This window comes from Geomobilimonas luticola, assembly GCF_018476905.1.
GTDB lineage: Bacteria > Desulfobacterota > Desulfuromonadia > Geobacterales > Geobacteraceae > Geomobilimonas > Geomobilimonas luticola.
Genome location: NZ_JAHCVK010000002.1, coordinates 112,285 through 131,167, shown reverse-complemented (window position 1 = coordinate 131,167; position 18,883 = coordinate 112,285). Strand labels below are relative to the sequence as shown.

General features: G+C 56.3%; 21 protein-coding genes. 6 read left to right on the top strand and 15 right to left on the bottom strand.

The window, feature by feature from the left end:
• Positions 1-6: 6 nt before the first annotated feature.
• The 4 genes from KI810_RS07265 (at position 7) to KI810_RS07250 (ending at position 3,012) form a co-directional block, all read left to right on the top strand.
• On the top strand, positions 7-1,083 hold the full coding sequence (locus tag KI810_RS07265; RefSeq protein WP_214174847.1) for a branched-chain amino acid ABC transporter permease: 1,077 nt from the start codon (positions 7-9) through the stop codon (positions 1,081-1,083).
• Between the two features lie 6 nt (positions 1,084-1,089).
• Positions 1,090-1,815: an ABC transporter ATP-binding protein gene (locus tag KI810_RS07260; RefSeq protein ID WP_214174846.1), complete on the top strand. Its 726-nt coding sequence runs from the start codon at positions 1,090-1,092 to the stop codon at positions 1,813-1,815.
• Positions 1,808-2,512 (top strand): ABC transporter ATP-binding protein, encoded by a 705-nt coding sequence (locus KI810_RS07255; RefSeq protein WP_214174845.1) that lies wholly within the window; start codon positions 1,808-1,810, stop codon positions 2,510-2,512. Before KI810_RS07260 ends, KI810_RS07255 begins: the two co-directional genes overlap by 8 nt.
• Before the next feature lie 68 nt (positions 2,513-2,580).
• Entirely contained in the window at positions 2,581-3,012 is a 432-nt protein-coding gene (locus KI810_RS07250; RefSeq protein WP_214174844.1) for a CBS domain-containing protein, read from the top strand.
• 79 nt (positions 3,013-3,091) lie between these two features.
• Here the strand turns inward: KI810_RS07250 and nifS are convergent, their stop codons facing one another.
• From nifS to KI810_RS07235, 3 genes are all read right to left on the bottom strand, one after another.
• A complete protein-coding gene (gene nifS / locus KI810_RS07245) occupies positions 3,092-4,261 on the bottom strand; it encodes a cysteine desulfurase NifS (protein ID WP_214174843.1) in 1,170 nt (389 codons plus the stop codon).
• The gene (gene nifU / locus KI810_RS07240) at positions 4,258-5,115 is read right to left on the bottom strand and encodes a Fe-S cluster assembly protein NifU (protein WP_214174842.1); all 858 of its coding nucleotides are present in this window, start codon (positions 5,113-5,115) and stop codon (positions 4,258-4,260) included. The genes nifS and nifU overlap by 4 nt, the downstream gene beginning before the upstream one ends.
• Before the next feature lie 174 nt (positions 5,116-5,289).
• Positions 5,290-6,708, bottom strand: coding sequence for a phosphoglucomutase/phosphomannomutase family protein (locus KI810_RS07235; RefSeq protein WP_214174841.1), 1,419 nt, complete (start codon positions 6,706-6,708; stop codon positions 5,290-5,292).
• Between the two features lie 339 nt (positions 6,709-7,047).
• On the opposite strand from KI810_RS07235, the gene KI810_RS07230 reads away from it, so the two are divergent.
• Complete coding sequence (locus KI810_RS07230; RefSeq protein ID WP_214174840.1) at positions 7,048-7,341, top strand: PxxKW family cysteine-rich protein; 294 nt, start codon at positions 7,048-7,050, stop codon at positions 7,339-7,341.
• A 76-nt stretch (positions 7,342-7,417) separates the two neighbouring features.
• Positions 7,418-7,870 carry an NUDIX domain-containing protein gene (locus tag KI810_RS07225; RefSeq protein ID WP_214174839.1) on the top strand — a complete coding sequence of 151 codons (453 nt, stop codon included), beginning with the start codon at positions 7,418-7,420 and terminating at the stop codon, positions 7,868-7,870.
• Here KI810_RS07225 and KI810_RS07220 read toward each other — a convergent pair.
• The 12 genes from KI810_RS07220 to aroC all read right to left on the bottom strand — a co-directional run bounded on the left by KI810_RS07220 (position 7,862) and on the right by aroC (position 18,882).
• Positions 7,862-10,237, bottom strand: coding sequence for an EAL domain-containing protein (locus KI810_RS07220; RefSeq protein WP_214174838.1), 2,376 nt, complete (start codon positions 10,235-10,237; stop codon positions 7,862-7,864). The genes KI810_RS07225 and KI810_RS07220 overlap by 9 nt on opposite strands.
• A gap of 46 nt (positions 10,238-10,283) precedes the next feature.
• Positions 10,284-11,111: a menaquinone biosynthetic enzyme MqnA/MqnD family protein gene (locus KI810_RS07215; RefSeq protein WP_214174837.1), complete on the bottom strand. Its 828-nt coding sequence runs from the start codon at positions 11,109-11,111 to the stop codon at positions 10,284-10,286.
• Positions 11,112-11,281: 170 nt separating this feature from the next.
• Positions 11,282-11,671: a glycine cleavage system protein GcvH gene (gcvH, locus tag KI810_RS07210; RefSeq protein ID WP_214174836.1), complete on the bottom strand. Its 390-nt coding sequence runs from the start codon at positions 11,669-11,671 to the stop codon at positions 11,282-11,284.
• 3 nt (positions 11,672-11,674) lie between these two features.
• Positions 11,675-13,015 (bottom strand): acetyl-CoA carboxylase biotin carboxylase subunit, encoded by a 1,341-nt coding sequence (gene accC / locus KI810_RS07205; RefSeq protein ID WP_214174835.1) that lies wholly within the window; start codon positions 13,013-13,015, stop codon positions 11,675-11,677.
• A 49-nt stretch (positions 13,016-13,064) separates the two neighbouring features.
• The gene (gene accB / locus KI810_RS07200) at positions 13,065-13,550 is read right to left on the bottom strand and encodes an acetyl-CoA carboxylase biotin carboxyl carrier protein (protein WP_214174834.1); all 486 of its coding nucleotides are present in this window, start codon (positions 13,548-13,550) and stop codon (positions 13,065-13,067) included.
• 78 nt (positions 13,551-13,628) lie between these two features.
• Complete coding sequence (locus tag KI810_RS07195; protein ID WP_214174833.1) at positions 13,629-14,696, bottom strand: M24 family metallopeptidase; 1,068 nt, start codon at positions 14,694-14,696, stop codon at positions 13,629-13,631.
• A gap of 14 nt (positions 14,697-14,710) precedes the next feature.
• Positions 14,711-15,151 (bottom strand): type II 3-dehydroquinate dehydratase, encoded by a 441-nt coding sequence (gene aroQ / locus KI810_RS07190; RefSeq protein WP_214174832.1) that lies wholly within the window; start codon positions 15,149-15,151, stop codon positions 14,711-14,713.
• A 16-nt stretch (positions 15,152-15,167) separates the two neighbouring features.
• Positions 15,168-15,530, bottom strand: a complete 363-nt coding sequence (locus KI810_RS07185) for a roadblock/LC7 domain-containing protein (protein ID WP_214174831.1) — start codon at positions 15,528-15,530, stop codon at positions 15,168-15,170.
• Positions 15,530-16,018, bottom strand: coding sequence for a tetratricopeptide repeat protein (locus tag KI810_RS07180; protein WP_214174830.1), 489 nt, complete (start codon positions 16,016-16,018; stop codon positions 15,530-15,532). Before KI810_RS07180 ends, KI810_RS07185 begins: the two co-directional genes overlap by 1 nt.
• A gap of 87 nt (positions 16,019-16,105) precedes the next feature.
• Entirely contained in the window at positions 16,106-17,188 is a 1,083-nt protein-coding gene (gene aroB / locus KI810_RS07175; protein ID WP_214174829.1) for a 3-dehydroquinate synthase, read from the bottom strand.
• On the bottom strand, positions 17,175-17,699 hold the full coding sequence (locus tag KI810_RS07170) for a shikimate kinase (protein ID WP_246525364.1): 525 nt from the start codon (positions 17,697-17,699) through the stop codon (positions 17,175-17,177). Before KI810_RS07170 ends, aroB begins: the two co-directional genes overlap by 14 nt.
• 1 nt (position 17,700) lies before the next feature.
• Entirely contained in the window at positions 17,701-18,882 is a 1,182-nt protein-coding gene (aroC, locus tag KI810_RS07165; RefSeq protein WP_214174827.1) for a chorismate synthase, read from the bottom strand.
• Position 18,883 lies beyond the last annotated feature (1 nt).

Genomic DNA, 18,883 nt, shown 5'->3' with positions numbered 1-18,883 from the left:
ACGACAATGAAACTGACATTCGCACTCATTCGCACATCAGCCGGTACCTCTCCGGTGGCAACAGCCCTGGGAGTGGCAATTCTCGTGGGGCTCTTCCTCTTCCCCAACTTCGTTCAGAGCCCCTACGCCTTGCACATCATGATTCTCTTCTTCCTCTCCACCATCCAGGGGGAAGCATGGAATATCATCGGCGGCTATACCGGCCAGTATTCCGTCGGCCACGCAGCCTATTTCGGCGCCGGTGCCTACACCACCATGGTTCTCATGCAGTACAAGCAGATACCCCCCTGGTACGGCATGCTGGCCGGTATCGGCATCGCCCTGGTGGTATCGCTCATCATCGGCTCGATCTGCTTCCGGTTGCGGGGCCCCTACTTCGTTCTCGCCTCCATCGCCGTCGCTGAGATCATGCGGCTTTCCGCCATGAACCTGAAGGATCTTACCAATGGCGCGGAAGGGATCCTTATCACGGAGATTCCGGTCTTCAAGATCGGCGAGACCGTCGTGACCGACTTCCTCTCCAAGGTCCCCTTCTATTACATCGGCCTGGTGATCGCCCTTCTCACCATCCTGGTGACCTGGATGGTCCAGAACTCGAAACTCGGGTACTATTTCCAGGCTATCCGCGAAGATCAGGACGCGGCCCATTCACTGGGGATCAGCCTTTCCATCTACAAGAACATCGCGCTTGCCATCTCGGCGGTCTTCACCTCGCTGTCTGGCAGCTTTTATGCGATATACATCGGCTTCATCGACCCGCCGACGGTCCTCGCCCTGGACATCTCGGTCCAGATCGTTCTCATCTGCATAATCGGCGGCATCGGCACCATCTGGGGGCCGGTCATCGGAGCGCTTGTGCTGGTTCCCCTTTCTGAGGCGCTTCGGAGCAACCTGATTGCCCAGATGATTTTCAAGACCGGTCTCACGTCCGAAGAATCGGGGCTGGGGATATTCCTCAAGGAGCACCTGGCCCATGCACATGCCCTGATTTACGGCATCCTGGTTGTCGTGGTCATCCTCTTCATGCCCGACGGCGTCCTCGGTTGGATAAAGAAGCTGACGGCGAAAAAAGGAAGGGGGTAGACAGCCATGGGAACCATACTTGAGATACAGCACGTGAGCAAATTCTTCGGCGGTCTGGCAGCCAACTCGGATGTATCCTTCTCCCTGGAGGAGGGGATGATCATGGGGCTGATAGGCCCCAACGGCGCCGGAAAGACTACCCTCTTCAACTGCATCACCGGCTACTACCCGCCGTCCCGGGGGGACGTGATATTCAAGGGACAGAAGATCAACGGGCTTGAACCGGATCGGGTCTGCAGGCTCGGCATGGTGCGGACGTGGCAAAAGGTCCGTCCCCTGGCAAAACTGTCGGTCGTCGACAACGTCATGGTCGGGGCTCTCTGCCGGACCAATTCCCTCAAGACCGCCCGCGAATTGGCCATGGAGCAGTTGAAAGTGGTCCGTTTGGATAACAAGCCCAACTTCCTGGCTGGCGGGCTCCCCATCGGCGAACGGAAGAAACTGGAGGTGGCCCGGGCTCTTGCCACCCAGCCCCAGCTCCTTCTCCTGGACGAGGTCATGGGGGGTCTCAATCCGGCGGAGAGTGACGAGATCATCCAGCTTATCCTCGACATCAAGAAGCGGGGAGGCATAACCCAGATGGTCATCGAGCACGACATGAAGGCGATCATGCGGATATCGGACCGGATCGTGGTCATCAACTCGGGCGAAAAGCTTGCCGAAGGGACTCCGCAGGAGATCGTCAACAATCCGGAAGTGGTACGGGCCTACCTGGGGGATTTCCATGCTTAACATAGACAAACTGAATTTCAGCTACGGAGACATGCAGGTCCTCTGGGACCTGGACCTGACGGTGAACGAGGGGGAGATCGTGACGGTGGTCGGCGCCAACGGTGCCGGCAAATCCACGACCCTGAAGAATGTGTCGCGCCTCGTGAAATGGACATCCGGTTCCATAACCTTCAACGGAGCCGACCTGGCGAAGCATGAGCCCCATGAGGTGGTGGAGATGGGGATCGTGCAGGTGCCGGAAGGAAGGAAGATATTCCCCGAAATGACCGTCCTGGAAAACCTCCGGATGGGGTCGTTCATCAAGAGCGCCCGCCCCGACCGGGACGCCAACATCGACCGGGTGTTCCAGCTTTTTCCCCGCCTCAAGGAACGGGAGAAACAGCTGGGTGGCACCATGTCCGGAGGTGAACAGCAGATGCTCGCCATAGCGCGGGGACTCATGGCAAACCCCAAGCTGATCCTGCTGGACGAACCGTCACTCGGCCTTGCGCCGCTCCTGGTCAAGTTCATCTTCGATATCATCCAGGAAATCAACAAGCAGGGGGTAACCGTCCTGCTGGTCGAGCAGAACGTCTACCAGTCCCTGCGGATATCCCACCGGGCCTATGTTCTGGAAACCGGCCGGGTGGTGTTGACCGGAAAAGGGGAAGACCTTCTCAACGACGACCATGTAAAGAAGGCGTTCCTCGGCATGTAGACGCGGCCGGAGCGCCAGCCGGCTTCATTTCCGGGCGGGCTGCGCCTGCCCCTGGAGGAGACATCATCATGACCAAAGTCGAAAAATGGATGACCAGGAACCCCATCACCATCGATGCCGACGCCAGTATTATCGAGACGATCCACCTCATGAAGGAAAAGAACGTACGCCGGCTGCCGGTAATGAAGAAAGGGAAGTTCGTCGGTCTCATAACCGACCGGATGATCAAGGAGTACACCCCGAGCAAGGCGACCGCCCTCGACACGTGGGAGGTCCACTATATCCTCTCCAAAACACCGGTCAAGGCAGCGATGAACGCCAAACCCTACACCGTCACTCCCGACACCGACCTGACTGACGCAGCGCAACTGATTCACGATAAAAAACTCTACGGACTCTGTGTGGTGGATTATAAAGGGGATCTGGTCGGCATCATGACCACCACCAACATCCTCGAAGCCCTCATCGCCATCTGCAAGAATCCCCAGACCTGCCAGTAGACGGTATCGACCGCATAAAAATAAAGGGGGTACGCGGAATCCGCGTACCCCCTTTTTACTGTGCCTGGGTCATGTTCGACTATTTTGCCAGCAACTCGCGCCCGAAAGGGGACATTTCCCGTCCGCGCCGGATAATGGCGGGGAGTTCCCGGATGACCGTATCAATCTCCTCGTCCGTCGTGAAACGGGAGAGAGAAAACCTGATGGAACCATGGGCACAGGTGAAGGGAACCCCCATTGCGCGCAGAACGTGGGAAGGTTCAAGAGACCCGGAAGTGCAGGCGCTCCCCGATGATGCACAGATACCGAGCTCGGAAAGGTACAGGAGGATCAACTCCCCTTCGACGAATTCGAAGGCAATGGAAACGGTATTGGGAAGCCGGTCGGCCCCGCCGCCATTGATGCGGGCGGCCGGGATAAGGCGCAGCAGTTCATTCTCCAGGCGATCGCGCATTGCCTTGACCCGGCTGTTTTCATCCCCCATATGCTGCCCGGCGAGTTCGCACGCCTTCCCCAGGGCAATGATGGATGCCGTATTTTCCGTGCCGGCACGGCGGCTCTTCTCCTGATGTCCGCCAACCAGAAATGGCCGGAAGGGGACCCCTTTGCGCACGTAAAGGATACCAATACCTTTCGGGGCATGGAGCTTGTGGCCAGAAAGCGAAAGCATGTCGACGGTAGATTCAGCCATGTTGAGGGGGATTTTGCCAACCGCCTGAACGGCATCCGTGTGCAACAACGCCCCCTTTTCCTTGACGATCCGGCCTACTTCCTCGATGGGAAAGATGACGCCGGTTTCGTTGTTCGCGTACATGATCGAGACAATGGCGGTGTTATCGTCAACGGCGTCACGCAGTTCATCCATATCCAGCCGGCCAGCACTGTCCACATTCAACTCGGTCACACGGTAACCATGCTTCGAAAGGCTGCGGCAAAGAGTAAGCACTGCAGGATGCTCCACCCGGGTCGTAATCACATGGCGTTTGTTGGGAAAAACTTCCAGAGCCGACCGGATTGCCGCATTGTCGCTTTCCGTGCCGCAGGCGGTAAAGATTATCTCTTCCGGCTGGGCACCGATGAGACCGGCAACCCGCTGCCGCGCCTCGTCCACCTTTTTTTGGACCTGGCCACCGAAATAATGCATGGAACTGGGATTACCGTAAAGCTCGCAGAAATAGGGGCGCATCTCCTCAAAGACCACCTCGTCCACTTTGGTAGTGGCGTTATTGTCCAGGTAGATTTCCCTCATCCCTGCACCTCCTCGACCGTGATGTCATCGGCCACCAGTTCCCTCAGTTTCTGCTCCACAAACCGGGAGGTATAGCCGGAAGAGGCGCAGCCGGCGCACGCCTTGCGGAAGGCGATCTGGACCGCATTTCCTGCAATGTCTATCAGTTCGAGATCGCCTCCGTCTGCCCAGAGAAGCGGCCTCACCTCGTTTTCCAGCACTTCCTGAATAAGCTGCATTTTCCTCAGGTTGGTAAGTCGCTCCGGTTTCTTGGGCTCCTGTTTCTGCTGCTCCCCGAGCACTTCGGCAATCAGTTCCTTTATTTTAGGTATACAGCCGCCACAGGCCCCCCCTGCCTTGGTAAAATGGGTGACCTGCTCGGCGGTATGCAGACGGTTCTGGCTGATGACCTTCTTGAGGAAGCCGTCCGTCAGGCCAAAGCACTTGCAGACGATCTCTCCCTCCTGCTCGTGCTCATGGCCATGGTCGTGGGACGGCACCGGACCACCCCGGTACTTGGCGATCGCCACCTCCAGGGCCTCCTGCCCCATGACGGAGCAGTGCATTTTCTCCTCCGGCAGCCCGCCGAGGAAGTCGGCGATCTCCTTGTTGGTCACGCCGAGGGCCTCGTCCAGGGTCTTTCCCTTGATCATTTCGGTCAGTGCCGATGAGGATGCGATGGCGCTGCCGCAGCCGAAGGTCTGGAACTTTGCCTCAACGATCCGTTCCTTGTTCTCGTCCAGCTTTATGAACAGCTTGAGGGCATCGCCGCAGGCCAGGCTTCCCACTTCTCCCACCGCGTCCGCATTCTCTATCTCCCCCACATTTCTCGGATTCAGGAAATGTTCCTTAACCTTGTCAGTGTAATCCCACATCTACAGCCTCCCGGAAGTGATTATTGGATAGCGGATACGCTATCGGTATCCCAGTTCATGCGTCGTGTTCAAGATACATTGCCTGAGTAATTTAGTCAAGTATAGACCTGTAACAACAGACGCGCGGGAATAGCTGACACCCCCACGCGTCTTTGCGTATTCTGCTTTTACATCTCAACTCAGGATAAACTGTTTACCTGCAGCCATGACTTCCTTGAGTCTCTCCGGAGAGGCTGCCTCACCATAGAGCCGCACAACCGGCTCGGTCCCCGATTTGCGGAAGAGAAGCCAACTGCCGTCATCGAGAAGGAACTTGTTGCCGTCGATGGTGACCACATCCTTGATCCGGGTTCCGGCGATCTCGGAGGGGGTAGTCCCCATCTTGTCAGGGAATCTGTCCTCCAACTCCGGCGAGAGGGTGATATTTTCCCGCTTGGTAACGACGCGCCCGACCTGACTGTAGAGCCTCTCAAGGAGGGCACGTACCGACATTCCCTCCCGGGCGACCATCTCGGCAACCAGAAAGCAGGCAAGGATGCCGTCCTTTTCCGGCACATGCCCACGGATAGTGAGCCCGGCGCTCTCCTCGCCACCAATGATGATCTTGTCCTGAGTCACCAGCTCGCCGATGTACTTGAAACCGACCGGCGTCTCGTAAACCTCTACTCCGTGCTTTCGCGCAACGGCATCAATCAGATGGGACGTGGCGACGCTCCGTGCCACGCCACCCTTCATTCCCCGTACGCGGACGAGGTAATCGAGGAGCAGTGCGATGATATAGTTCGGCTCGATATAGGTCCCGTCCTCGTCCACGATGCCGAATCGATCGGCGTCCCCGTCAGTGGCAATACCAAGCTTGATTGCCGGATCACCCTTGACAAGGGCAATGAAATCCTGAATGTTCTTTTCGGCAGGCTCAGGAGGAAAACCGCCGAAATAGGGATCACGGTGGGCATTGATAAGCCGTATAGGAATATTTCGCTCCATGAGCGGCGTATCAAGATAGCCCCGGGCGGTGCCGTAGAGCGGATTGACGGCCAGACCGCCAAGCCGGGCGATGGCCGCGAAATCTACCTTCTGCTCCAGGTCGGCCAGATAAGCCGGGCGCGGATCGATCTCCTCCAGCAGGCCCTGGCGCTGGGCATCGTCGAGCTCCACTTCCTTGTAGCAGAACTCGCCGAGCATCTCGTTGGCACGCCGTTCGATGTCCTGGGTGGTTTCCGGTAGAGCAGGCCCCCCCGAGGCGGGAGAGAATTTCAGGCCATTGTACTCGGGCGGGTTGTGGCTGGCCGTAAAATTGACCGCTCCCGCCGTTTTGCGGCGCAGTATCTCGAAAGCTACCACCGGCGTCGGTGTGTCACGGTTACAGAGGAATGTCTTGATTCCAGCACCTGCCAACACCCGGGCCGCTTCCTTGGCAAACCGGTCTCCCATGAAACGGGAATCACAGGCGACGATTATCCCTTTGCCCTTCTCCCCCTGGTCGGTTATGTGGTCGGCAATGGCCTGGGTGACGACCTTGACGTTATCGAAGATGAAGTCTTCGCACAGGATACCGCGCCAGCCTGAGGTTCCAAAGGTTATACGTGACATTACACCCTCCTGGTAATCAAATGAAAGTCTGCAAATCATATCTGACGGAATTGGCCAGGTCGTACCTGAGGCTCCCGGCTGAATATCAGTTCAAAGGGAACAGCGACCGGAACCTGCAGGATTTAAAGGTGCTGCATGACACACAGCGCCGGACATTCGCCTGTAATGCCGCACTATTGCTCATTTACTGTGTAGAAGGTTAATATATAGGGCACGGTGAGTCAAGGGAAAGGGCTTGTTTACAGGGATTTTTCCTGTTGACTTTTTTCCGGCAAAATTGCTACATTGACCCTTAGACAGTTACGCGGCAAGCGAATAGAAGAAGGAGGAGGAGAGTTTATGCAATGCCAGACCGTACTTCCTGGTACCGAGTGTACCTTCTGGGGTAAGCAGGGGTGTGTTTTTTCCGATGGCTCCTGTCAGGTGGTAGTGGAAAATTGTGAAGGGTGCGAGCGGATCGTAGATGGCTCCATCGGTCGGGTCTGTAGCGCCTACCCGGCGCCGGAAAAGAAATGGCTGGCCGGGATCTGCAACTTCGCTACCCACGTCAAGGTGGAGATCAAGAGCGAAGACACCAAGATCAACCCCCTCAAGGCTTCCAAAAAGGCCTCGGGCGGCAGCAAGAAGAAGTAATACCCGCAGCGCACGGTACGAAAAAGGGAGGATTTTATCCTCCCTTTTTTTATTTCCGAATCATTCCGGAGGAGACATGCCCCGTGCCTATCTGGCCTGCCCTGCCTGTGGTGCGCAGGTCAAAGTCTATCGCAACCCCGTCCCCACGGTCGATATCATCATAGAAATGGCAGAGGGTATCGTGCTGATCGAGAGACGAAACGAGCCTTTCGGCTGGGCACTGCCGGGGGGGTTCGTGGATTACGGTGAAACCCTCGAGGATGCAGCCATCAGGGAAGCACGTGAGGAGACCTCCCTCGAAATCGGGTCGCTGCGGCTGGTGGGGTGCTATTCCGACCCGTCCAGGGATGCGCGCATGCATACCATCTCTACGGTGTATGCGACCAAGGGTTCAGGCATTCCCCACGCAGCAGACGATGCCGCCGGGCTTGACGTCTTTCCCCTTGCAGCCCTCCCCCCGTCCCTCTGCTTCGATCATGCAATAATTCTTCAGGACTACATCCGGCTCAAGAGGAAAGGGCTACTCTGAGTCACTTCCTTTTTCAGTGTCAGAAAGCTGCACACCTCTGCCCCGCATGAAGGCAGCCACATCCTCTGCCGGCATTGGTCTGCTAAAGAAGTAGCCCTGCATCTCGTCACACAGGTTATCCTTCAGAAAGGACACCTGCCCTTCCGTTTCGACCCCTTCGGCAATCACCCGCAAATTGAGGCTGTTCCCCATGGCAATGATGGCTGTTGCAATGGCGGCATCCTTAGAATTGATCTCAACATCCCGGACGAACGACTTGTCGATCTTGAGCGTGTTGACCGAGAATCGTTTCAGATGGGCAAGGGACGAGTAGCCGGTGCCGAAATCGTCGATGGATATCTCCACCCCGAGTTCCTGTAATTCTCCCAGTACGGTAATGGCGAAATCAGGATTCTGCATGATGACGGTTTCGGTGATCTCCAACTCCAGATAACAGGGGGCCATTCCGCTCTGGGTGAGGGCGCGGGTAACGACTTCCACGAGGTTTTTCTGCTGCAGCTGGTAGCCGGACAGATTGACGGCAACCCGGACCGGGGGGAGGCCCTCCTGTTGCCACGCCTTGTTTTGCTGGCACGCTTTGGTCAGCACCCATTCGCCGATCGGAACGATGAGACCGGTCTCTTCAGCGAGGGGGATGAACTCCGACGGAGGGAGCAGGCCCAGGTCGGGGTGCACCCAACGGAGTAAAGCTTCCATGGCAGTTATTGCGCCGCTCGTTGCATCGATCTTGGGCTGGTAATGGAGATGGAATTCGTCCCCTTCGAGCGCCTTGCGCAGGCTGTTTTCCAGCACCAGCCGCTTATGGGCGTGCTCATCCATTGAGCTTTCATAGTACTGGTGAGTGTTCCTCCCCAGTCCCTTGGCACTGTACATGGCGATATCGGCCTTCTTGACCAGATTGTCGAGATCTTCACCATCTTCGGGGTAGAGGCTGATACCTATGCTGGTCGTGGCAAAGAGTTCGTGTCCCTCGATATTAAAAGAAGCCGACAGGGTCGTTGATATCTTCTGCGCCACCTTTTCGGCGTCTGCGGCCTCTTTCAGGTTAACCAGCACGATGATGAATTCATCACCGCCAATACGGGCGACGGTATCCACTTCCCGCACGCAGCTGTTGAGACGCTGGGCTACGGACTGGAGCAGCTTATCGCCGATGGAGTGCCCCAGCGTGTCGTTGATGATTTTAAAGCGGTCGAGATCGAGAAACAGTATCGCCATATGGAGTTTTTGCCGGTGAGCCAGTGCCCGTGCCTGCTTCAGGCGGTCAAGGAACAGGATACGGTTTGGCAGTCCGGTGAGCGTGTCGTGGTGGGCAAGGCGGTACAATTGTTCCTGGGTCTGCTTGCGATCGCTGATATCGCGGCATATACCCCAGATGGCAGCCGACTTGTCATCCTTCATTATGCTGGTCAGATTCCCCTCGACTGTTATCAGACGGCCGTCCCGCGCCCTGAAAACGGCCTCCAGAGCGTCGGTCTTTCCCCCGGCGAGAATATCCCGAAATTCCCGCAGGCACTGGGTTCTACTCTCGTCATGAAGGATATCAAGAATCCTGAGAGCCGGCACCTCCTCCGGCCGATAACCGAGAATCCGCTGCCAGGCGTGGTTTACGTACAGAAATCTTCCGTCGGGGGCGATGTTGAAGATGAGGTCGTTTGCGGTATCGAGAAAATTGACCAGCCGCTCCTCGCTTCTGCGAAGGGCTTCGTTGTCGTTCCGGATCACCGTCATGAGGAAGGTGCCGATGAAGGCTACCGTTGCGTTGAGAATCACGACCCAGAACCACATGAGGAGCAGATAGAGGGGATCGTGATGAAGCCCTTCTTCAATAAACGGCATCGTGACATACGGGATAGATCCAAAATAATGGCCGGCGAGCAGCGCCCCGTACAGAAGCGAACCGACGATACCGACCAGCCAGACTTCCCGGCGCTTTTCAAGAAGGTAGGTTGCCTCGATGGTGACGATCAGATAGACCGGCCAGAACCAGCTGGACGCACCCCCGCTGAACTGAATGAGAATGGTGACGAACAACATATCCAGAAAGATCTGCAGAAGTCCGAGTACACGGGGCATATCTGAACTGCGGGAACTGCGCTCGAGAAACAGGTTGTACGAAGCAACGCCGGCTACCGTGATGAAAAGAAATATAAGCTGTGAAGAGGTAAGGAAAAATCCGTACTTGCTGAAATAGAAGAAACCGCCGGCATAACAGCAGTACAGCCCGATGAGGAACAGAAGCACCCACCTGGTTTTGGCCACAAGTGCAATCCGTTCGACGATTTCCATGGGGGACTGTCGATCGGTTGCTTCACGGCTGAGGTTGAACCTTTGGGATAAGGCGTCAAGCCACGTCATATTTTGCATATACAATCCTTATGCGCTGATAGAGCAAAACTCAGGCCTAAAGGCCTCACGATTCAGGAAAGAGACGAATTGCCGGTTCCCTCGGAAGTATTCCCATTTCAGTTGCATGCCTGAAAAACTCCTTCACCCCTTGCAGATGGAAGGGTGTCAGGTCGTAGGAAATGCAGCGCCAGTAGTCAACGAGCCTTTCCCGTCCCATCCAGTGCTCTTCCTCACACGTTGCGGCAATAGACTCGTACGAGTCATAGGCGATCCGCTTGGCTTCCCGTAGTTGGGAAAGCAGCGCCGCAACCTCACCGTATTTCCCTTCAACGGCCTCCCTGCGCACGATCCAGAGGGCGAACACGAACGGCAGACCGGTAAACCGGAACCACTCCTCGCCAAGATCATAGACATGCGCCACCCGCCCATCCATTCCCCCCCGCAGGGCCGCATCGCCTATCAGGAGGATTGCCGGGAAAGCCTCGAGGGCCTGGGCAAGGGGGAGCGACGTTCGCTCGAAACGGTTAGAAAGGCCGTGGCTTCGGGCCAGCACTATCCTGAGAAGGTTCACCGACGTATCGGAATCGGTGGTCAATCCCAGCGTGCACCCCTCGAGTTCGTTGAGGGGAACCCGGGAAAAGAGGAGCACGCTCTTGACGGGGCCGATGGAACTTATGGAGAGGTCCGGCAAAAGGTAGTACTGCTCGGGCGATTTGGCGTACGCAATGGAGGAAGAAGGGCAGAGATCAATGTCACCCTTGGCAAGAAGCATGTTCAGGCGGGAGGGAACGCCCCGCACGAACGTGTAGGACGCAGTTGAAAAATTCCGTGTCAGGGCAGTAAATATGGGTGTAACGTTGGCGTAATCTATCTGACCGATACGCAGGGTCATAAGCGTAGCTCGCGACTGAATTCCATTGAGGACCTCTGAAGTTACTGCACAAACCTATACCATGAATCATCCCAATACCCAAGGCAAAACGGCGGTGGGAGGAATCAGAGCCACAAAAAAAGGCGAGAGCATACGCCTCGCCTTCTTTCACCTGCCGCATTTCCCTACGGCTATTCCTCGTGCTCTTCCACGTAGTCCATGTAATCCTCCACCGACATGAGGGAATTCAATTCTTCGGGGTCGGCGATGCCGACCGTCACCAGCCAGCCGCCGTCATAGGGATCGTCGTTGACAAGTTCCGGTGTGACCTGCAACTCCTCATTCACTTCGAGCACCGGGCCGCTGAAGGGTGCATAGAGGTCTGCCACGGTCTTGCGCGCCTCAATGGAACCGAAGGAGTCGTCCTGTTCAAGATCGTCCCCTGTCCCCGGCAATTCAACCGCCGTGATCAGCCCCAGTTCCTGCTGGGCATAATCGGTGATACCGATCACCGCCCTGTTACCTTCCATCCTGACCCAGATGTGTTCCTTGCTGTACTTCAACTCTTCGGGAAAATCCATGGGCTACTCCAGCACAATCCTTTCGAGGAAACTGGTGTCGATGTTCCCTTCGATGAAGTCCTTATTGGCCATGATCCGCTTGTGAAACGGTATCGTCGTCTTTATCCCCTCAATAATGTACTCATCCAGTGCCCTGGCCATCCGTTTGATGGCATCCTGCCGGTTATCGGCATGGACAATCAGCTTGGCAATAAGAGAGTCATAATGGGGAAGCACAGTATACTGGTCATACACGAAGGAGTCAACCCTCACCCCAAGGCCGCCGGGGGGGTGATATCCGACGATCTTGCCGGGAGATGGGGTGAATTTTATCGGGTCCTCGGCGTTGATACGGCATTCGATGGCATGACCGTGAATCTTGATATCGGTCTGCTTGTAACGCAGCTTGAGCCCTGCCGCCGAGCGAATCTGCTCCCTGACGACATCCACACCGGTCACCATCTCCGTCACGGGATGTTCCACCTGAACACGGGTGTTCATCTCCATGAAGTAGAAGTTATTGTTCTTGTCAACCAGGAATTCCATGGTCCCTACACTGTTGTACCCTACCGCCTTGGCGGCTCGAACGGCAGCCTCACCCATCGCCTTGCGCAACTCAGGCGTACTGACGGTTGAAGGAGCCTCTTCGATTATCTTCTGGTGCCGCCGCTGGATCGAACAATCCCGCTCACCGAGATGAATAACGTTCCCATGTTTGTCGGCGAGAATCTGAATTTCCACGTGCCGGGGTTGCTCGCAGTATTTTTCGATGTAGACTTCCGGGTTGCCGAAACCGGCCTGCGCCTCGGCCCGAGCCGTGGCAAAGGCGTTGGGGAGGGTGGCGGGTGAATGGACTATCTTCATCCCCCTTCCGCCACCACCGGCGGTAGCCTTGATGATGACGGGGAATCCGATCTCCTTGGCGATCCGGATCGCCTCGGCGACGTCGTTAACCCCTTCCTTGGTGCCGGGGAGAATGGGAACTCCCTCCTTGATCACCGCCTGCCGGCCACTGATCTTGTCCCCCATGATGCGCATGCTCTCGGCGGACGGCCCGATGAAGACAATGCCACAGTTCTCGCATATCTCGGCGAAAGCGGCGTTCTCGGACAAAAACCCGTAGCCTGGATGGATCGCCTCGGCATCGGTGATCTCGGCCGCACTGATGATGGCATTGATGTTCAGATAGCTCTGGAGGCTGGGGGCAGGACCGATACAGACGCTCTCATCGGCGAGCTTGACATGGAGCGACTCGCTGTCGGCGGTGGAATATACCGCAACGGTCTTGATCCCCAACTCCTTGCAGGCACGGATAATTCGCAGGGCTATCTCCCCACGGTTGGCAATTAGTACTTTATGGAACATCTAAGGCTCTCCGATTGGTTGATTGAACAATGGTGAACAGCAGCTTCGCCTAGAGCGGCTCGACCAGGAACAGGGTATCGCCGAACTCAACCGGCTGGGCGTTTTCCTTGCAGATTTCGAGAATTTTGCAGCGGTACTCGGCCTCAATCTCGTTCATCAGCTTCATGGCTTCGACAATGCAGAACACCTCGCCCTTTTCCACAATTTTACCGACCTCGACATAGGGCGCAGCATCGGGTGCCGGGGCACGGTAGAAAGTACCCACGATTGGAGACACAACAGCCTTCCCCTTGTCGGGCACGGCCGCACTTGCAGCGGGAGCTCCACCTTCGGCCACCTGAACTGGCTGGGAAGGAGCGACCTGAAGGGGGGCCACCTGGGGCATGGCAATCTGCTGGGGCGCCTGGTAATGGACTATCTGGGGTGCGCTCCCCCGCTTGATGGAAATTTTCTCTTCGCTGTTTTCCATCTCGAACTCGGTGATATCGGTGTCCGTCACCATTTTTATCAGTGTCTTGATATCCTTGATATCCATTCTTCAATCTCCTTTGATCCTTTGGGATAACAACTCTGGCACTGCATGTTCTGTTTCGGTCCTGTTGCGGATAATCCCTCAAAGGACCATCAACTCCTTGGGAACCTTGGTGAGACAGCGACATCCATCGGGGGTTACTGCCACGGTATCTTCAATTCTGACGCCGCCCCAGCCGGGAATGTATATGCCCGGTTCAATGGTAAACACCATGCCCGGTTCGACAGTTCCCTCGCCACGATACGATATGACAGGTTTCTCGTGAACTTCCAGCCCGACCCCATGACCAAGTCCATGGCCAAAAAACTCGCCATACCCGCGTCCGGCTATAAGGTCGCGCGCAATCGCGTCCAGTTCCCTGAAACTGACACCAGGCTTCACCGCCGCAAGGGCAAGGTCGTGTGCCTCTTTGACGATGCCATAAATTTCACGCTGCCGTTCATCAGGTTTTCCGACTGCTACCGTAACCGTCTCGTCGGAATAGTATCCCTGGTATACACCGCCAAAGTCCAGGGTCACCAGCTCACCAACCATTATCTGCTTGTCACTGGCCTTGCCATGGGGTAGCGCGCCACGGTTGCCCGAGGCAACGATAAAGTCGAAGGCTTTTTCCTCCGCCCCCGCCCGCTTCATGGCAAATTCCAGGGCGAGCGCCACATCCCGCTCTTTCATTCCCGGTCGAATTTCGCCGCAGATGTCGAGCAGGGACCGGGAGGCCAGTTCGGCGCTTCGGGCCAGCAACTCCAGTTCCCGCTCGTCCTTTACCTGCCGGAGAGCCGTCAACTCCGTCCCGATGGGGACAAGCTCGACGCCGGGCAAGATATCCGCAAGGGAGTTATACTGGGCCACCGGCATCTGTTCAGATTCGAAACCGACCCTGCCCGCATCGCACTCCTTGATGAATGCGGCAATGCCTTCCAGTTTTCCCTGGTATTCACGACGGGGAAAACGGGAGACCTCCTGGGCAGCCTGGGTAGTGTAGCGGGAATCGGTAAGGAACACCCCCCCCTCACGGGTGACGAGCAGGGCTCCATCGCTGCCGGTAAATCCACACAGGTAGCGGATATTACAAAGATTCACGAAGAGAATGGCATCGACGCCAAACCTCTCCAGATACTCCCTGGCCGAAGAGATTCTGTCTTTTAACACACCTGCCGCACCTATTACAATCCTTTTTTAATATGGTTAAAAAGCGCTCTCAGGCCGAGAAGATAGCTGTCAAGACCGAAGCCGGATATCTGTCCCACAGCGACAGGTGCAATAAAACTCCGGGTGCGGAATTCCTCGCGACGATGGATGTTTGAAAGGTGCACTTCCACAACGGGAAGGGCAACAGCGGAAAGGGCATCGCGGATGGCGACGCTGGTATGGGTATAAGCTGCAGGGTTGATCACGATACCGTCACACGTACATGCGGCAGCCTGAATCCTGTCGATCAATTCCCCTTCGGAGTTTGACTGGAAACAAGTCACCGAAATGCCCATGTCAGTCGCAAGCGTCATGAGCGACTCGTTGATCCCGGCTAGGGTGTCGCGACCGTAAACATCGGGTTCGCGGGTTCCGAGCAGATTCAGATTCGGCCCGTGCAGCACGAGAATATGCATGATTCTTCCCCCGTTCCTACTGTAAACCAGCCAGCAATGCAGGAACCTCGCGTTTGAGCAGGAAGCGGCCCTTGCCGTAGTTACCATCACTGGACATCAGCAGGACGACAAAGAAATCATCATTGACGGCTCTGACAAGTATCCGGTAACGCCCGGTGGCGATGGTCACCTCTTCCAACGCACCTGACTTGAGGACATCGACCGTATTCTTCACTTCTTTGAGAACCGTAGCGTATTCCACCGCCAGGAGTTGGACGTCAAATCCGCTGTCCTGACGCACAAACGCATCGATTTCGATGCCGTCATATCCCATGATAATGGCGCCGAATCCACCCTCGACACCTTCCACAATGGTTTGCAGCGTAGCTCTGAATGACATTAGCGTCTCCTTCCGATGTTCTCCAGCCAGCGCTCCAGAGTCCGAAGCACCGAATCCGTACCGCCGGCTTCAACCTGTTCATCTAATGGGTTCAACGTTGCCGGACCGGCGGCGTCCTCAAGAGAAAGGTCATCCAGCGCGTGTTCCCGTGCTGAAATCTGATCACGGTCAACGGCTTCCTTGAGTTCCATCATTCGCCGTTTCAAATCCTCATTGTCGGGTTCGGTTTCGAGCAATTCGCGGTATATGGTCACCGCCCGCTTGAGAAAACCCTGGGAAACATAGAGTTCAGCCAAGGTAGCCGTTGACAGAGGATCCCGTGCCGGGTCGGCATCAGCGTTCCGGGATGTGACAGTATCCTGACCTCCCCCGTTGTCCGCTACATCGTCATCCCAGGCAAACTCTTCTTCAGGAGCTTCCTCCTCAGACAGTTCCACCAGCAGGTCATCGTCTTCCAGCACCAATTCGTCCCTATTCTCCGTGTTCATAATACTCTCCACAGTAGAATCTCACCATTGCACGAGATCTCCATACATTTCAATCCCGGCCCCGCTCGAGGGAAACGTGAGCCATCGTCACGCCTCTATCCCACAGGCGGTCAACAGGGTTGATATATCAGTCACTCTCCCTATATGGAACTCACCAATCCCCCGGTTGTAGACGAAATTGAGCCCCCCCTCACGGACCTTTTTATCATGCCAGAGCGCCTCGGTATATTCATCTGCACCGAACTGTGGCAAATCCACCGGTAAACCGAGTCGCGTCAGCAGCGCCACAATTCTCTCCGTCTCGTCGTGACGAGATAATCCGGACCGTTCGGAAAATCTTGCGGCTTGAACCATCCCGATGGCAACCGCTTCACCATGCTTGTAGCGACCATAGCCCGTAAGCGTCTCGACTGCATGGCCAACGGTATGGCCGTAGTTGAGGACAGCACGCAGTCCTGTTTCTCGTTCGTCATTCTCCACTACCGCTGCCTTGATGGCGCAGGATCGCCTGATAACGTGAAGCAGGGAGTCGCTGTTTCTTGCCAAGAGCTTGTCACCATGGGACTCTATATACTCGAAAAGTTCCCGGTCCAGCACGATACCGTACTTTACGATCTCAGCCAGGCCGCACAGGAATTCCCGTTCAGGGAGAGTCGCCAGGACCGTCACGTCGATCAGGACCAGGCGCGGTTGATAAAACGCGCCGATGAGATTCTTTCCCTGGGGGTGGTTTATGCCGGTTTTGCCGCCGACACTGCTGTCAACCTGGGCAAGCAGCGTTGTCGGCACCTGAACGAACGGAATTCCCCGTAAATAGGTAGCAGCCGCAAATCCTGCTATATCGCCCACCACCCCCCCACCCAACGCAAGAATGAACGCGCCGCGGTCGAGACCGAGAGCGACACAGCGGTCATATATGGCATTGAGCGTCACGCTGTTTTTGTACTCTTCTCCGTCGGGGATCTCCACCAGGTTAACGGTAAAACCCGCTTGTTGCATGGAATCACGTACACCGTCAGCATACAGGGAACCAACTGTCGGATTGGTAATCATCGCGACGTTCATCCCGAGGCCGCGTTCCTTGCAGCAGGCACCGATCGTACCGAGATTTCCGTTGCCGAAATAAAGGGGATAACTTCTCTCCCCCAACCCTACATCAAGCCTGTCCACGTGCCCCTGCCCTTTTTAGCCATATTAAAATTTCGTCTACGATGCCAGCCACCGTCTTGCCACAGGTCTCTATCCGTACATCCGCATCTGCGTAGAAAGGCTCCCGATGGGCAATCAACGCTCTGATGCGTTCAAGTGACTTATCATTGTTGAGGAGCGGCCGGTCATGTTCATGCCGAAGACGGAGCAGTATCTCCTCTGCCGGAGCAACGAGGTTGATTACCATGCCGAGTTCGCGGAGAACGCGCCGGTTTTCCCCGGCGATAACAGCTCCTCCGCCCGTGGAGAGCACCATGTTCTCCTCGCCCTTCAGTGACGACAGCAACCTGGCTTCTATAGCACGAAACGCGGTTTCCCCGTCCCGTGTGAAAATCTCGTTTATGGAGATGCCGGCTTCGGCAACTATCAGTGCATCGAGATCAATATACCGGTAGTTGAGTCTCAGCGCCAGTTCTTTTCCCACACTGCTCTTGCCGGTCCCCATGAACCCGGTCAGGATGATGTTCCCCATGTCAGAACGCGCGGAGATATGCCAGGTAGCCATCGTAATTGCGACGGATTTCTCCCAGCGAGTCACCGCCGAACTTTTCCAGGAAGGCATTGGCAATCTCGACAGCGACCACTGCCTCAGCCACAACAGCAGCGGCCGGCACTGCACAGGTGTCGGAACGCTCCACTGTCGCCTCAAAAGGCTCTTTGGTAATGATGTCCACCGATTTGAGCGGCTTGTAAAGGGTAGGAATCGGTTTCATGGCGGCACGGACGATGATGGTTTCACCGTTGGTGATGCCCCCCTCGATACCTCCTGCATTATTGGTCTTGCGGTAGAAACCCGAAGATTTGCCTTCAACGAGGCGCACCGAATCGTAATAAATCTCGTCATGAACCATGGAGCCGGGGTTGCGGGCCGCGTCAAAACCGCACCCGATCTCCACTCCCTTGATTGCCTGGACGCTCATGAGCGCCATCGCAAGGCGCGCGTCGAGCTTTCTGTCCCACTGCACATGACTCCCCAGACCAACGGGAACGCCGCATACGTTCACCTCTATGACCCCCCCGACAGTATCGCCAGACTCTTTCGCACGGTCGATGAGGGCCTTCATCTCAGCCTCGGCACGTTCATCGCAGGTGAACAGTTCGGATTTCGCAATTTTCCCCTGCAGGGCCTCCCACGACATTTTGGGACGTTCAGCCTTGATCCCCCCCAGCTCCGTGACGAAGCCGGAAACCGTGATGCCGAACTGGGTAAGAATCGACTTGGCAACCGCACCGACCGCAACCCGCACGGCGGTTTCTCGCGCACTGGAGCGCTCCAGGATATTGCGGACATCGTGATGGTCGTATTTCATGGCCCCGGGCAGATCTGCGTGTCCCGGTCGGGAACGGGTGACCGCCAGTTTGTCATCGCGGTGCCGCACATGGGGGGACATCTTTTCCTGCCAGTTCACCCAGTCGCGATTGACTACACAGAGAGTAACGGGGGACCCGATGGATTTTCCCCAACGGACTCCGGACAGAATCTCGACACGATCCGTCTCGATCTGCATGCGCCCACCACGACCATAACCGCATTGGCGACGGGCTAGATCGATATTAATGGATTCAGCGTCAAGTGGAAATCCAGCAGGCACTCCCTCTATTATCGAGGTTAGCTGAGGGCCGTGGGATTCTCCTGCGGTAAGATAACGCAACATG